We start from the raw sequence: 14,958 nt of genomic DNA on the forward strand, positions 1-14,958 counted from the left end.
ACCGTATAACCAACGAGGCACCCATGATAAATCTAGAAACATACGCACATGGCATCAGGGAAGCTCTGGACGAATGCCACGAGCACATGTCGCCTATGGAAGCTGGCGAATTGCAAATCGGCAAGCGCGCCACCGGCGGCGACTGGCAGGACATAACGGCCGAGACAATCGATCGGCACAAGAAGATGATCACCACTTACGAAGGTATTCTGAAGGTGCTCTCTGCCAAGCTGCAGGGTGGCTTTTAGTGCCGGATCAGGCCACGAGCCACACATGAACGCGGTCGGTGGATCAACTCGTCCTTATCCGGTCGAATGGGAGCGACATCTCGTTCTCAATTCTGACTGGAGAATTTTTACGCGGCCGATCACGGCGGCGGATGAACCTTCGGTTCTGACGCTTCTCTCCCACGTTAATAAAGGCGATCTCAGGCTTCGCTTCTTTGGTGCCATCAAAGAATTCACCCATCCATTTCTCGTAAGCCTGACGCAGATTGATTACGCTAAAGCCATGGCGTTCATCGCGTTCGATGAGGCGAGCCAGGAGCCACTTGGCGTCGTCAGGATGCATCGTAAAGATGACGGCGTTTCCGGTGAGTATGCCATCCTCCTTCAATCGGACCTCAAAGGCAGAGGGCTCGGTTGGGCTTTGATGCAGTTGATTATTGAGTATTCCCGCTCCGAAGGGCTTAAACAGATCGTTGGCCAAATCATGCGCGAAAACACGATCATGCTTCAAATGTGTAGAGAGCTGGGTTTCGAAATCATCGCCGACACGGAAGATCACGGAATTTATGATGTCACTTTAAACCTCTGAATAAATGCACCACCTGCAATCCGGCACTCCGAAGGGCGACCTCGAACACTCAGTAAGGCCGGACTTCCGGATCAGAAGCGTTTTATGACGATGTCCGCGTTGGGCCAAACGCGGACATTATTCACCCTGAAGCGAAGGCTGCAAAGAGGTACGTGCCAACGATCTCGCTTGGCTCTAAGGCGCCAAATACTGCAACAATCTCGGATCGTCACGAATCTCGCCGGCCGAACCTGTCAGCGCAACCCGGCCGCGATCCAGCACGTAAGCGCGGCTCGCGACGCGAAGCGCGAGATCGAGATGCTGTTCGACGATGACGACGGCAATGTCCTTCGCCAGCAGGATCAGGCGCTCGGTAATTTCCTCAATGACACCGATCCAGACGCCCTCAGTCGGCTCATCCAGCAGCAAGATTTTGGGATCGGACAGCATGGCGCGCCCGATCGCCAGCATCTTGCGCTCACCGCCGGACAATGTGCCGGCAAACTGATCGAGCCGCTGGCCGAGCTTGGGGAAAATCTCCAAGACCCGGTTGACTGCCCCGCTGTCGCGATTGGTCAGCGCGCCGACGGCGAGATTGTCCCGCACCGAGAGTTTCGCGAACACCGAATGTTCCTGCGGGACATAGCCGACGCCACGGCGGATGCGCTGCTCGGTCGGCAGTTTGCCGACATCGCGGCCATCGAGGCTCACCGCACCGCCGAGCACCGGCAACTCACCGACAATAGCCTTCATCAGCGTGGTTTTGCCGGCGCCGTTGCGGCCGAGAATGGCGACGCCGCCGCGCCACGGCACGCTGAGCGTGACGCCGAACAGCACCTGGCTGCGGCCGTAACCGGCATCCAGCGACTGGATATCAAGGAATTTATCGTCAGGCACGGCGGAGATAGACCTCCTGAACTTTGGGACACGACTGCACATGCTGCACCGAGCCAGTCTGCAGGATCTGGCCCTGATCCAGCACCGTGAGGCGGTCGCAGATATCGCGGATGAAATCGAGATCGTGCTCGACGATGACGAGCGAACAGCGCGCCTTGATCGGCTGCAACAATTCGCCGGTGACGCGGCGCTCTTCCAGACTCATGCCGCCGGTCGGCTCATCGAGCAGCAGGAGCTTCGGCTCAGGCGCCAGCGCCATCGCGATCTCAAGCCATTGCTGCTGCCCGTGCGACAGTGCGGAGGCCGGCTCGTGGGCGCGATCGACGAGACGAAACTGCTCGAGCATCGCCATGACTTTGTCATGCAGCACGCCGCGGGTGCGCGACAGCGCCAGATTGAGCAGCGATGTCTGTGCCTGCAGCGCCAGCAAGATGTTGTCGTACAGCGTCAGAGCCGGAAGCACGCTGGTGATCTGGAATTTCAGACTCATGCCGGCGCGGGCGCGCTCGGCTGGCGAGGCCTGCGTGATATCGCGACCGCCGAAAGTGACGGTGCCTTGCGTCGGCGTCTCCGCACCGGCGATGCATTTCATCAGCGTGCTCTTGCCGGAGCCATTGGGTCCGATCAGGCCGTGAAATTCATTGGCAGCGATGGTGAGATCGGCGCCGTTCAGCGCCGTGAGCTTGCCGAATATTTTGATGAGGCCTTTTGCTTCCAGAAGCGCCATGACTATCGCTTCCCCGGACGGCCGAAGCTGCCGACCCGCTCCCGCTCTGACAACAACAGGCTGATCAGTCCTGCGGGCCGGAACAGGATGACCAGCAGCAGCAATACGCCAAGAATGATCGGCCAGATGTCCTGATAGCTGTTCGACAGCCAGAAGCTGACGGCCTCAATGACGACCGTGCCGATCACGGCGCCGATCAGCGTGCCGGAACCGCCGAACAACACATAGAGCACCACCTGGGTGGAAATCACGACACCCAGCATGTTGGGCCAGACGAAGCCTTCGTGAAACGCATAGAGACTGCCGGCGAGCCCAGCGATAGCCCCGCTCAGCGAAAAGATGATCGCCTTGAGGTGCTGCACCTTGTAGCCGAAGAAGGCGATGCGCTGTTCGTTCTCGCGCAGGCCGGCCAGCGCGAGGCCGAATTGCGAGCGCATCAAGAAACGACAGAGCAGATAGACCACGATCAGGAAGCCGATGGCCATGTAGTAATAGGCAGGTCCCTCTGTGAGCTCATAGCTGCCGATTGTCATCGGCGGGATCGAGGGAATGCCGTTCTGGCCACCGAGATAATACCACCCCCGCGCCAGACGATCGCAGGCATAGGAGCCGGTCAGTGTGCCCAGTGCCACGAAGATGACGCTGGCGGGATGGCGACCAAGCAGCAGAAAGCCGCCGAGCAGCAGCGCAAAGGCAAAGCCGATCAGAAGGCCGGCGGGCAGCACCAGCAGGATGGACGTAATGCCGAGATCGCGCGCCAGCAGCGCCACGCCATACCCGGCCGAGCCGAAAAACACGGCCTGGCCGAAACTCATAATTCCGGCATAGCCCCACACCAGATCGAACGACAGCGCGAACAGACAGAGAATCAGCACGCGCGTGGCATAGACGGTGAGATAGTCCTGCAGCACTAGCGGCAGCAGCAGGCCAATGACCAGCACCGCGATCTCGATCATCGGCAGCACGCGCCATTGGCGCGATGCGCTGATGCCTCGCGTCAGAGATACGGCAGAGAGTGGCGTCATCTCGGTCATCAGGTTGCCGGCATGAGAGAAAGAGAAGCGGGAGTGATATCGGTCACTCCCGCGAGGTTCGGATTATCGGCTCAGCATTCCTTGGGATCGACGAGACCGGCACTGCGCGCGACGACCTCATATTTTCCGCCCTTGGCCACCGCCGTGTACATCTTCATCTTGCAATGCCGCTGACCGGGGACCATCTCGGCCGGACCGCCCGGACCCTCGGCGATCTTGGCATGGTCGAGCGCCTTGGCAACTGCATCACGATCGACACTGCCGGCTTCCTTGACGGCCGCCTCCCACAGTTTCAGGCCGCGATAGGTGCCGGTCGCGGCACTGCCAGCCGCGAACAGGAAATTGCCCGGGAACTGTTTTTCGTAGGCCGCCTGGAGCTTGGCACTGAACGGATCTTCCGGCGTCAGCGCCTTGAAGTAATCGAGGCAGCTTGCGAGGCCCTCGATTTCGGCCGGCTGATTGATGCTGAGCGTGTTCTCGTCATAGTAGACGCAGGCGAGCCGCCCGCCATTCTTGAGGAAGCCCGCTTCGGAGAGCTGCTTGAAGAACGGCCCGACACCTGGCGGAATGACGGTGTTGAAGACGACATCGACCTTGTTCGAAATGATGCGGTTCACGGTCGACGAAAAATCGATCTGGTCGAGCGGGTAGTATTCCTCGAACACGACCTCGCCGCCGTTGGCCTCGATCACCTTGCGTGCATAGACGTTCAGCGTATGCGGCCAGACATAATTGGCACTGGGCAGCGCGAATTTCTTGCCGCCATTCTTGATCAGCCAGGGAATGAATTCATCACATTGCTGCGCCGGCGTCGGCCCGGTGCAGAACAGATAGGGCGTGCATTCCTTGCCCTCATAGAGCTGCGGATAGATATAGAGCGTCTTGCCGCGGGAGACGATCACGTCCTTGATGGCGTTGCGCATCGACGAGGTAATGCCGCCGATGACCAGATCGACCTTTTCGCGCTGGATCAGCTTACGAACATTGCCGACCGCGACGGATTCATTGGACGCGGTGTCCTCGATATACAGTTCCAACGGTCGGCCCAGCAGGCCGCCGGCATCGTTGATGTCCTTGATCACCATCCTGGCCACATTGGCGTCAGCATTGCCGGCATAGCCCATCGGCCCGGTCAGATCGGTACCGACACCGACCTTGATCGGTCCGGCAGCCGCGTTAGCCCAGCCTGCGGGGATGACCCAGCTTCCGATACCGGTAGCGATGGCCGTCGAAGCAAAGGCGAAGTTGCCAAGAAAGCGGCGGCGGCTGAGAGTGTTGGCGTCATGAGACATTGGACTAAACCCCTTTTCCTGCAACGAGGCCCTGCGGCCGGAATTTGATGAAGATGATGGCGAGCACGAATACCGCGACGTCGGCGATAACGGGCGAAATCACCCACGGCAGCGCTGCACTGAGCGTGCCGATCAGGCCTGCGCCAGCCACCGGTCCGGCAAAGGAGCCGATGCCACCGACCATGACGGCGACGAAGCCCTGAATCAGAAAGCGAATGCCGAGATCGGCGAACAGCGTGAACACCGGCACGATCAGCGCGCCGGCCAGACCTGCGAGCGCGGCGCCGAAGGCGAAGGTTGCGCCATAGATTGCGTTGGTCGAAATGCCGGAGGCTCGCGCCAGCGCCGGGTTCTCCAGGGAAGCGCGGATGCGCAGGCCGAACGCGGTGCGCGCCAGAAGCAGATAGCTCCCTGCCATCACCAGTGCGGTGATCACGATGATCACCAGACGCCAAGTTGAGAAATGCATGCCACCAATGGTCACCGAGCCGCCGACCGGCTCCGGCACCGAGAGATACAGCCCACCGATCAGGCCACGCACGATCTCGCGAATGATGAGTCCGAGCGCATAGGTGCCGAGCATTGCCACGATCGGCGCGGCATAGAAGCGCCGGACAATCAGCCGCTCCAGCACGAAGCCTAAAGCACCGACCACGAAGGGTGCAGCGATCATGCCCAGCCACACCGGTGCGCCGGCGGAATGGACGATATAGGTGACATAGGCCCCGAGCAGAACGAACTCGCCCTGCGCGAAATTGAAGATACCCATCATGCTGGCGATGATCCCCAGCCCCAGCACGACCAGCACGACGATCGCCCCGAAACTGGCGATCTCGAAGATCGCCATGATCAGATTATCCATGCGCGATCACCGATCCCCGCTTCTGCATGGATTCCTCACATCGTCTTCCAATCAGCGGACTGCTCGAAAGCGTGCGCGGCGCGATAGATGGTCATCTCGTCGAAATGTTTGCCGACCAGCATTAGCCCGACCGGCAGACCATCGACCATGCCGCAGGGGATCGACATCGCCGGATGATGCGAGATGTCGAAAGGCGAGGTGTTGGAGATCATCTCAAAAGCGCGGCCGACGACTTCTTCACGCGGCGCGCCGGGCGCTGGCAGCGGTGTCGCCTTCATCGGTGTGGTCGGCATCAGCAACAGATCATAGCTCGCCAGCGCCTTGTCATAGGCAGCCGTGACGCGACGCGAGATGTTCAGCGCCTTGCCGTAAAAACGAGGCCCGAAGTTGTTATTGATGTAGGTGCCGAACAGCAGCAGCAGCTTGGTGGTTTCGGACAGCGAATCCGCCTGCCCGCGCCAGCCGCGATGGGCGTCCATCAGCGAGGTCGAATAGAGATCCGACCGACTGAGGCCATACCCGTCGCCCACCATCATGGTCTGGGTCATGCCTTCGGTGCCGATCGGGGTCCAGACCGCCGCCGCGGTAAGATGCATCGGGATCGAGATCATCTCCACTGTCGCGCCGAGATCGGCGAAGCGCTTGGCGGCTTCGCGAACGCTGCGGTTGACCGCGTCTTCGGCGCCGAGCTGCTCGAAACCCTCCTTGACGATAGCGATCTTCATGCCCTTGACACCGGCGCCGAGCGCCTTGGTGTATTCCGGCACTTCCGGCGACTTGATCCGCGGATCATAACCGTCATCGCCGGCAAGCACTTCCAGCAACAGCGCATTGTCGGCGACGTTGGATGTCATCGGGCCGGTGTGATCGACGAAAATCTCGATCGGCATGATGCCCGTATAAGGCACCAGACCCCAGGTCGGCTTCATGCCATAGGTGCCGGAGAAGGAAGACGGCATGCGGATGGAGCCGCCCTGATCGCCGCCGATTGCCATGTCGACTTCGCCAAGCGCCACGACAACGGCGCTGCCGGACGAAGACCCGCCGGCGGAATAGCCCATCTTGTGCGGGTTATGCACGTTGCCCGTCGAATTGGTGTGGCTGCCGCCGGACATGCAGAAGGATTCGCAATGCACCTTGCCCATGATCTCGGCGCCGGCGTCCAGCATGCGCGTGACGATGGTGGCGTCGAAATCCGGCACATAGCCTTCCAGCGTGGAGGAGCCGTTCATCATCGGCACGCCGGCCAGCATGATGTTGTCCTTCAGCGCGACGGTCTTGCCTTTGAGCTTGCCGCCGGGCGCACCCTTCACCACGGACTTCCGATACCAGGCGTTGCGCGTGTTCTCTTCCGGCGCGGGCCGATAGCCAGGTGTACGCGGATATTTCACTTCGGGTACTTCGTCGGGCATCGCCGCCACGACGTTGTAGGCATCGACGGATCCCTGCATCAGCGCGCGGAACGAGATGACGTCCTCATCGGACAGCGCGAGGCCGCACTGATCGGCGACGGCGAGGAGTTGATCGGGAGTGGGAAGTGAAACGGCCACGATGATTTCTCCTGATATCCACGATGCAACCGGCGCGGCATTTCTTCGGGATGCCCACGCCGTCAAGGCGACGACGGTGTTGCCTTTCACGCATCATTAGAAAGAGAAATATTTTCCTTTTCAAGTATTATTTTTCGGGGTCGTCCTGATCGGGTCTGCGACTGACCTAGAATGTCCGGATGAGCCTGAAATCCAGACCGTCTGCTTCGGCAAGATAGATCGGCATTTTCGCCCGCCCGCCGCGCATGCTGACCTCACCGCGGGCGCCGTGATAGGCCACGCTGGACGCCGCGTTCAGCATCGGCCGGACGTCGAATGAGCCCGCGTTGGTCGCCACGGATTCGAGAAACCGAAGCCCCTCGTAGTTCGACTGCGCGACCGATCCCGGCACAGGCGCACAGCGTCCAAACGATGCTTCATATTGCGCACGGAATGCATCATTCGCCGCCGACGCGCGGTCGACGAAATAGCCCGATGCACAATAGAGCCCCTCGGAGCTATCCGCGCCCATGCCGAGCAGCAGCGTTTCATCCATGGCACCCGCCAATCGGAGAACCTTCGACGAGAGACCATGTTCGGCGAAGGCGCGGTTAAACACGATGCTGTCGGTACCGATCAGCGAGATGACCACGACATCCGGCTTGGCGGCCCGGATACGGGCGATCTGGGCATCGTGATTCTGCTCGCCAAGCGCAACGAATTCCTCCCCCACCACGCGCCCTCCGGCGCCGGCGATATATGTCTTGGTGGCCTTGTGGGCCAGCCACGGCCAGACGTAATCGCTGCCGATCAGATACCAACGCGCCGCTTTCTTTTCACTCGCCAGCCATTCGATGGCGGGGCGCGACTGATCGCGCGGCGTCTCGCCGATCGCCATCACGCCGGGCGTGCGTTCGCCGCCTTCATAGACAGGCGTATAGATATAGGGCACGCGCCCGGCGATCACCTTGCGCAACGCGACGCGGACCGCGCTGATATGAGAGCCCATGATGACATCGGCATCACCAGCCGCGATCATGTCGGCTGCCGTGCGGACAACGCCATCGATATCGCCGCCGGCGTCATGAAACACCGGCTCGATCTCGCGCCCGAGAATGCCGCCGCGCCGATTGATCTCCGATGCCGCGAGCATCATGCTATTGGTGCCCGCCAGGCCCCAGATCCCGGCCGGGCCGGACAGCCCGATAAAATTGACGACGCGCAGCTTTTCGCGATTGCGACGCCGCGGAAACAAATCGGGACGTGCAATAGCGGCACGACCTCCCCCGCTGTCCTGAAAGCCCTTCAGCAACCATGGCGCCGGCATCGGCAGCGCACCGGTCGTTGCAATCTGCAGTGACGAGAGCATGTCGCTCTCCTTTCGACGTTGTCAGCGGCGGTGCGGCGTCAATTTATCGGCAGTAAAATCGTGCGAAAGAAAATATCGTAGAGGAAAATATTGAATATTCAACGATTCCCGTGCATATGGATCAGGCAAAGTCGCTTAATATTCATCACCCCTTCCAGCAAAGTTTCCCAACCGTGGCCAGAACGCCGAGCACGCCCATCACCGAACACCTCGCTTATCTGCTGGCGCAGGCGAACCGGGAAATTAATCGCCAGCTCGATGCGCGCTTCAAGAAGGAAGGCGTGCCGGTCGAACAGTGGCGCATTCTGAAAGTGCTGTCCGACGGCAAGGGCCACTCCATGGGCGACCTCGCCGATGCGGTTCTGCTGAATCATCCGACCCTGACCAAGATGGTCGATCGCATGGTGTCTGATGCGCTGGTCTACCGGGTGCAGGACCCCGACGACCGCCGCAAGGTGGTGATGTTCATATCCGACCGCGGCAAGACACTGACCCAGCGGCTGAACTCGCTGGCGCTGAGCCAGGAAGCCCATATCGCCGAGAACTACGGCAACAAGGCAACGGCCGACCTGAAGCGCCTGCTCGAAAGCCTGATCGAAAAGGCGAACTAGGTTTTCCATCTCTTCGCACCGACCATTATGTGGGCCGTCGACAGACCAGGTCGATTTCGATCAGAGCGTCATAAGCGAGGCCCGTGACGCCGACACAGGTCCGCGCCGGCAGGCGATCCGGTGGAAAATAGCTGCGATAGGTCTCGTTCATCGCCACGTAGTCGCGCTTGAACTCGGTGAGATAGATCCGCGTCATGGTGATGTGCTCGAAGCCGAGCTCGAGCCCCGCGAGCACCACGCGCAGATTTTCCATCACCGCTTCGGTCTGCGCCACGATGCCATCGGGCAGCACGCCCGGTATTGCCGGCGTGTCCGGCATCTGCCCGGTGACGAACACGAAGCCGTCGGTCTCCACAGCATGGCTGAACGGCGCGACCGGCTTCGGCCCGCCGGAGATCATGTGAAATTGCAACAGCGCGTCTCCTGGACCTTATGATTTTGACGTGTGGTCGAACACCCGCTTGCTCAGAATGGCATGGACGCCCCAATTGCCATCGACGACCTGCGTCACGCCGAAGTCGACCGCGACTGACATCAACGCGATCGCTTCGTCTTCGGTGAGACCTTTGATGTTCATCAGGAAGCGCCGCATCTTGCGAAAGGCGTCCTTCATCGCGAGATCGAGCGACGAGGTCGCATAGACCTCGCTCTGCCCCTTGGCGCCGAATTCAGCGAGATAGTTCGGATGGCTGAAGCCCATCAGCACCCAGTCACTCTCGGTCTCGATCAGCGGATAAGTGAGATCGGCGAACGCCTGGCCGGCGAGATTACCCTTCTTGTGCAGGATCACCTGGAAGGTTCCGGTCATCGAACATTCGATCGCCGTGCCACCGAGTTCGCCGTCGCCCTGTGCGGCATGGGGATCGCCGACCGACAGCAATGCGCCGGGCACCGATACCGGCAGATAGACCGTCGATCCCTTGCCGAGCCGCCAATTGTCGAGATTACCGCCAAAATATGCTGGCGGCACTGAATCGACGAGATCGACTTCTCGCGGCGCCACCGCAATGACACCGAAATGCGGGCGCAGAGGAATGCGAATGCCGTCGAGCACGTCATGCCGACGCCGTACAGAGGCCGGCGTAATCGGAATGCCAGGATAGTCGTAGGTGTTGTGCACGGTGCCGAACGGATCGGTCTGCGGCTCCCAGCGATACGAGTAGAGCGCGCGCGCATATGGCACGTCGTCGTGATCGAGAATTTCGTAGATCGTCACCGCCTCACGCGCATTCTGCTCGGCAAGAAATTCCTTGTAGTGATAGCCCCACCATGCCGCGACGCTGCTGCCAAAAACCTGACCGTCGAAATCCGGATTTCGACTGGCGCGCGGCACGATGTCGAGGATGCGGATTTCCAGCACATCGCCGGGCTGCGCGTCCCTGATCGCCACCGGCCCGGTGCAAATGTGGACGCCAAAGCCCTCACCGGCACCGCGGCCATAGATCGAGGCGTCCATCGGACCGGCACCGCGGCGATCGACATTCTTCTGATCGCGCGTCCAGCAGAACACGCTCTCAGCGCCGATATCGCCCTTGATCATCCGCTCGGGATCGTCGGATGCGTGCTGCGTCAGTGTTTCGATGGTGATCGTGTCGCCGGAATTGATCTCGATCTGCGGCGGCAACGAGCGGCTGAAATACCCCCAGTGCACGCGAGATGCATCGGCGGCAAGATGATGGTGCCGGAGATTCTTCGAAGCATCCGCGATGCCGTGCGTGATCGTCTCGGCCGGCTCCGGCTGCGCAATCTTCCCCGTGGTCGACGGCGCGTGCTGGCTGCGCAACTGCGCCAGCGCTTCCTGCGGCCATCCGCGTTGTCCCGCCGCCGTGGCCGACGCCGTCAAGCGCTCGGCTTCATTCTGGCGGAATTCGCGCGGCGACAGGCCGAAGCGGTGACGGAACGTGCGGCTGAAATGCGCGGAGTCATTGAAGCCGGCACGAAAGGCAATCTCGGAAATCGAGTGATGCGCCTCGGACGGATTCGACAGATCGGCCCAGGTGCGCTGCAGCCGGCGTTCGCGCAGGTAATGCGTAAAGCTGCTGCCCGTGCCTTCGAATAGTTTCTGCAGATAACGTTCGGAGATGCCCTCGGCCTGCGCCACCTTGGCCGGTGTCAGATCCGCATCGTCGAGGCGTCGCTCGATGGTTTGGCACAGCCGATGCAAGGTCGCCGCCTTGGTCGCCGTGCCACTGTTGAGATCGGCCGTCGGCTCGGCCAGTTGACGTGTAAAGGTCGGCAACAGATCGGCAAGACTTTGTGCGATCGCCGACCATTCGGCATCGGATAATGTTTCGAGGTTGCGGGCCGCCTGTTCCATCATACGCGCGAACACATCTCCGAAGCCGCCGGGGCCTACGATCTGGACATCGGCAATGGCGGGTGCACTGGCGCGGCGACTGTGCAGCGGATCGGACGTCACCGAGAGCACCACCGCGCGCATGTCGCGCTGGAACGATACGCTCCAATCGCCCTTGCGGGGTAACAGCAGCAGATGTCCAGCGGCGACGATCTGATGTCCGGCGGCCGTCTTCAGCGCGACGCCATCCTCAAGCGGCAGCAGCACCAGGGGATGGTCGCTGGCCAGATCCGACAGGGGCGAGATCGCCTGCGCGCCAGCAGACAATTTGGCCAGTGCAATACCTTCGAAGGTGCGACGAACCGCGGTGGCGTGGCCGTGATGCGTGGTCGTTGCAGCCGTCGGCTGCAGGCCAATCGAACTCAGGACGTCGCGCCATGCTTCGGGGCGGTCGTCTTCAGAGTAGGATTCACTGGTGAACGGACGGAGGCTCATGCATCGACCTTCATAGCCGAAGCGAAGCAACCTCCGTGCCATCCCGAAGGACGCAGCGCCCTGCCCTGCAACTTCCCCGATCACCGCGCCATCATCCTCGTAGCCGAATTCAGTGCAATTTCATCCGCTTAGTCGCAGCGGAAGACGTTCTTGCGGATTGTGCCATGGACACCCCAATTGGCATCGACCACTTGCGTCACCCCGAAATCCGCACCGACCGACATCAGCGAGATCGCCTCGTCTTCGCTCATCTTGTGCACCGTCATCAGGAAACGCCTGAGCTTGCGGAACGCATCGCGCATGGCCCGATCGAGGCTGGAATGATTAGCGACGTCGAGCTGCGCATTGGCGCCGAGTTCGGCGAGATAATTCGGGAAGGTGAAGCCGTAGACCGACCAGGCATCGGCGGTTTCCAGCATCGGATGCGTCAGGCCTTCGAGGGGCGTACCGCCGAGGTCACGATGCTTGTGCAGGATGAACTCGAAATCGCCGGTCAGCGAGGTCTCGATGGCCGTGCCGCCGAGCTCGCTGTCGCCCTGCGCGGCATGGGGATCGCCGACCGAGAAGAACGCGCCGGGCACCGCCACGGGATAGAACATCTTGGCGCCCTTGCCGACGCGCCAGTCATCGATATTGCCGCCTGTGTAACTCGGCGGGATCGACGACACGAAATCCTCCTCGGATGGCGCGAGGCCCATGGTGCCGAAATGCAGCCGTGCCGGCACCCTGACGTTAGGCAGGATGTTTTCGCGTTTCCTGATGGTCGCATGATCGACGCGCACGCCGGGATAATCGATGGTTGGATGCAGGATGCCATCGGGGTCGGTCTGCGGCGTCCAGACATAATTATAGACCGCCTTGGCAAACGGCTCGCCCGACGTATCGAGCTCAAAGATCGTTACGACCTCGCGCGGCTTCGGTTCCTCGATCAGGTCGTGATAGTGGAAGCCCCAATTCGCGGCGACGTTGGAGCCGAAACACTTGCCGGCATAACAGGCCTTGCAGGCCGGCCGCGGGCGCACGTCGAGAATACGCACTTCCAGCACGTCGCCCGGCTCTGCGCCTTCGATCGCCACCGGCCCGGTGAGCAGATGCACGCCGACGCCTTCGCCTGAGCCGCGAATGAACGGACCTTCCGCCGGGCCGGAGCCGCGGCGGACGATGGCCTTGTGCTCGCGGGTCCATTTGAACACGCTCTCGGCGCCGGGATCGCCTTCGATCATGCGCTCGTAATCGTCATTGGCATGATGCGTCAGCGTTTCGATGGTGGCGCGGTCGCCCGACTTCAGCGTCAGCGACGGCGTGACCACCTTGCTGAAATAGCCCCAGTGAACGGTCTTCGGCGACACCGGAAGAAGATGATGTTTCATGCTGAGGCCCTCGGTAGCAAATGGACGAACTTCACAGGCGCGACGATCACGAGACTTCCGCCTCCATCGCATTGAGGAAACGCTGCGCGACGGGATTGCGCGGATTGGTCAGGACTTCACCGGCTGGGCCTTCTTCGATGATCGCGCCTCCGGCGAGCAGCACGACACGGTCGGCCACTTCGCTGGCAAAGCGCAGCTGATGCGTCGAGATGATCATGGTCAGACCGTCCTCGACAGCGAGCCTGCGGATCACTTCGAGGACCTCGTTGACCAGTTCGGGATCGAGCGCCGACGTCGGCTCGTCCAGCAACAGCACGCTTGGATTGGGCGCGATGGCCCGGGCGATGGCAACGCGCTGTTGCTGGCCGCCGGACAGATGCCGCGGCAGCGCATCGGCGCGGTGGCTGAGACCGACGCGCGCCAGGAGTTCATCGGCACGACGCTCGGCATCGGCGCGCGCGACGCCATGCACCCAGCGCAGCGGGCCGGCGATGTTCTCCTTGGCCGTGAGGTGGCCGAACAGGTTGAACTGCTGGAACACCATGCCGACGCCTACCTCGGCGCGGGCATTCGCCAGCAGCCGCGGCGACAGCGGCTTGCCATGCGCGTTGAAGCCGAGCTGGCGGCCGGCGACCTTGATGGCGCCGCCGTTCCACAGTTCGAGATTGTTGATACAGCGGAGCAGCGTGCTCTTGCCGGAGCCACTTGGTCCGAGCAGCGCGATCACTTCACCGATCCTGACCGTGATGTCGACGCCGTCGAGCACCACGTTCCTGTCGTAGCTCTTGCGGAGATCGGAGACCTCGACGGCGACATTGTTGCGCGCCAGCATCTCCGCGCGTTTGGTGCGATCGGCGCGTTCCGGTCGCATCCGCGGCGGCGGTAATTCCGCAATGCCACCGTCGGGCAGGATTTCCGACGGCATGTCGACCTGCGGCGCCAGCGGATCGTCGCTGCCAGGCGCGCGATACCACGGCATGAAGCGCATGAACTGATTCTGCCTGGTCGTGCGATCGAGGTCGAACTTCCATTCCAGAAGCAGTTGGATGCCGGCGATCGCCGCTGTGAGCAGCAGATAGATCAAACCCGACGCGAAGAAGATCGAAAAGAAATCGAAGGTCGAGGACGCCAGTTGCGTCGAGCGCAGCGTCAGCTCCTGCACGGCGATGACGGAGGCCAGCGACGAATTCTTCAGCGCGCTGACCGCTTCGTTGCCGAAAGCGGGGATCATCGACCGGATCGCCTGCGGCGCGATGATCCGGCGCATCAGGACGCCCGGGGTCATGCCGAGCGCCTGACCGGCCACCACCTGACCGCGGTCAACGCCGAGCACGCCGGAGCGCAGCATCTCGGCGATGAATGGCGCTTCGTTGCAGGCCAGCGCCAGGCCGGCTGCGAGAATGGCGGGAAGCTTAATGCCAATCTGCGGCAGGGCGTTATAGGCAAACACCATCTGCAGGATCAGCGGGGTGCCGCGAAAGATCACGGCATAGACCCGGGCGAAGGATGCCAGCGGCTTGAACCTGCTGAGCTGCATCCATGCCAGGATCACACCGAGGATCAGCCCGCCGCACAGACCGAGGGCGGTGACCTGCAAGGTCGCCTGGATGCCCTCGATCATATACGGCATGCTGAGATAGTGGAGGAACAGCTCCATGGAGGCAGAAAGCCCTTACGTGAG

Annotated in this window: 14 protein-coding genes; 3 read left to right on the forward strand and 11 right to left on the reverse strand. The window is 61.4% G+C overall.

Annotated elements, in window-relative coordinates; translation table 11 throughout:
- Positions 1-23: 23 nt before the first annotated feature.
- Both AB7828_RS15885 and AB7828_RS15890 read left to right on the forward strand, forming a co-directional pair.
- On the forward strand, positions 24-248 hold the full coding sequence (locus AB7828_RS15885) for a hypothetical protein (protein WP_184511881.1): 225 nt from the start codon (positions 24-26) through the stop codon (positions 246-248).
- A gap of 25 nt (positions 249-273) precedes the next feature.
- Positions 274-816: a GNAT family N-acetyltransferase gene (locus AB7828_RS15890; RefSeq protein WP_184511882.1), complete on the forward strand. Its 543-nt coding sequence runs from the start codon at positions 274-276 to the stop codon at positions 814-816.
- 174 nt (positions 817-990) lie between these two features.
- On the opposite strand, the gene AB7828_RS15895 is transcribed toward AB7828_RS15890, so the two are convergent.
- The 7 genes from AB7828_RS15895 to AB7828_RS15925 form a co-directional block, all read right to left on the reverse strand.
- Complete coding sequence (locus AB7828_RS15895) at positions 991-1,692, reverse strand: ABC transporter ATP-binding protein (protein ID WP_068734624.1); 702 nt, start codon at positions 1,690-1,692, stop codon at positions 991-993.
- A complete protein-coding gene (locus AB7828_RS15900; protein ID WP_441230567.1) occupies positions 1,685-2,419 on the reverse strand; it encodes an ABC transporter ATP-binding protein in 735 nt (244 codons plus the stop codon). Before AB7828_RS15900 ends, AB7828_RS15895 begins: the two co-directional genes overlap by 8 nt.
- Positions 2,420-2,421: 2 nt before the next feature.
- Positions 2,422-3,444, reverse strand: a complete 1,023-nt coding sequence (locus tag AB7828_RS15905; protein WP_244628662.1) for a branched-chain amino acid ABC transporter permease — start codon at positions 3,442-3,444, stop codon at positions 2,422-2,424.
- 80 nt (positions 3,445-3,524) lie between these two features.
- Entirely contained in the window at positions 3,525-4,745 is a 1,221-nt protein-coding gene (locus tag AB7828_RS15910) for a substrate-binding protein (RefSeq protein WP_441230568.1), read from the reverse strand.
- A gap of 4 nt (positions 4,746-4,749) precedes the next feature.
- Entirely contained in the window at positions 4,750-5,607 is an 858-nt protein-coding gene (locus tag AB7828_RS15915) for a branched-chain amino acid ABC transporter permease (protein ID WP_441230569.1), read from the reverse strand.
- Positions 5,608-5,642: 35 nt separating this feature from the next.
- Positions 5,643-7,157, reverse strand: a complete 1,515-nt coding sequence (locus AB7828_RS15920; protein WP_441230570.1) for an amidase — start codon at positions 7,155-7,157, stop codon at positions 5,643-5,645.
- 166 nt (positions 7,158-7,323) lie between these two features.
- Complete coding sequence (locus AB7828_RS15925) at positions 7,324-8,505, reverse strand: substrate-binding domain-containing protein (RefSeq protein WP_441230571.1); 1,182 nt, start codon at positions 8,503-8,505, stop codon at positions 7,324-7,326.
- 173 nt (positions 8,506-8,678) lie between these two features.
- Between AB7828_RS15925 and AB7828_RS15930 the strand changes: the two genes are divergently transcribed.
- On the forward strand, positions 8,679-9,116 hold the full coding sequence (locus tag AB7828_RS15930) for a MarR family winged helix-turn-helix transcriptional regulator (protein WP_068735340.1): 438 nt from the start codon (positions 8,679-8,681) through the stop codon (positions 9,114-9,116).
- A gap of 25 nt (positions 9,117-9,141) precedes the next feature.
- Here the strand turns inward: AB7828_RS15930 and AB7828_RS15935 are convergent, their stop codons facing one another.
- The 4 genes from AB7828_RS15935 to AB7828_RS15950 all read right to left on the reverse strand — a co-directional run bounded on the left by AB7828_RS15935 (position 9,142) and on the right by AB7828_RS15950 (position 14,934).
- On the reverse strand, positions 9,142-9,528 hold the full coding sequence (locus AB7828_RS15935; RefSeq protein ID WP_441230572.1) for a RidA family protein: 387 nt from the start codon (positions 9,526-9,528) through the stop codon (positions 9,142-9,144).
- Between the two features lie 18 nt (positions 9,529-9,546).
- Complete coding sequence (locus AB7828_RS15940; protein ID WP_441230573.1) at positions 9,547-11,907, reverse strand: acetamidase/formamidase family protein; 2,361 nt, start codon at positions 11,905-11,907, stop codon at positions 9,547-9,549.
- 128 nt (positions 11,908-12,035) lie between these two features.
- A complete protein-coding gene (locus AB7828_RS15945) occupies positions 12,036-13,277 on the reverse strand; it encodes an acetamidase/formamidase family protein (protein WP_441230574.1) in 1,242 nt (413 codons plus the stop codon).
- Positions 13,278-13,323: 46 nt separating this feature from the next.
- The gene (locus AB7828_RS15950) at positions 13,324-14,934 is read right to left on the reverse strand and encodes an amino acid ABC transporter permease/ATP-binding protein (RefSeq protein ID WP_441230575.1); all 1,611 of its coding nucleotides are present in this window, start codon (positions 14,932-14,934) and stop codon (positions 13,324-13,326) included.
- Positions 14,935-14,958 lie beyond the last annotated feature (24 nt).

It is taken from the genome of Tardiphaga sp. 215_C5_N2_1 (assembly GCF_052076055.1).
In the GTDB taxonomy this organism is placed as follows: domain Bacteria; phylum Pseudomonadota; class Alphaproteobacteria; order Rhizobiales; family Xanthobacteraceae; genus Tardiphaga; species Tardiphaga robiniae.

Excerpts from the sequence above, each read along its gene's own strand:
- AB7828_RS15950 (WP_441230575.1), bottom strand. The coding sequence starts at position 14,934 with ATGGAGCTGTTCCTCCACTATCTCAGCATGCCGTATATGATCGAGGGC.
- AB7828_RS15940 (WP_441230573.1), bottom strand. The coding sequence starts at position 11,907 with ATGAGCCTCCGTCCGTTCACCAGTGAATCCTACTCTGAAGACGACCGC.
- AB7828_RS15905 (WP_244628662.1), bottom strand. The coding sequence starts at position 3,444 with ATGACGCCACTCTCTGCCGTATCTCTGACGCGAGGCATCAGCGCATCG.
- AB7828_RS15900 (WP_441230567.1), bottom strand. The coding sequence starts at position 2,419 with ATGGCGCTTCTGGAAGCAAAAGGCCTCATCAAAATATTCGGCAAGCTC.
- AB7828_RS15915 (WP_441230569.1), bottom strand. The coding sequence starts at position 5,607 with ATGGATAATCTGATCATGGCGATCTTCGAGATCGCCAGTTTCGGGGCG.
- AB7828_RS15945 (WP_441230574.1), bottom strand. The coding sequence starts at position 13,277 with ATGAAACATCATCTTCTTCCGGTGTCGCCGAAGACCGTTCACTGGGGC.
- AB7828_RS15925 (WP_441230571.1), bottom strand. The coding sequence starts at position 8,505 with ATGCTCTCGTCACTGCAGATTGCAACGACCGGTGCGCTGCCGATGCCG.
- AB7828_RS15885 (WP_184511881.1), top strand. The coding sequence starts at position 24 with ATGATAAATCTAGAAACATACGCACATGGCATCAGGGAAGCTCTGGAC.
- AB7828_RS15890 (WP_184511882.1), top strand. The coding sequence starts at position 274 with ATGAACGCGGTCGGTGGATCAACTCGTCCTTATCCGGTCGAATGGGAG.
- AB7828_RS15910 (WP_441230568.1), bottom strand. The coding sequence starts at position 4,745 with ATGTCTCATGACGCCAACACTCTCAGCCGCCGCCGCTTTCTTGGCAAC.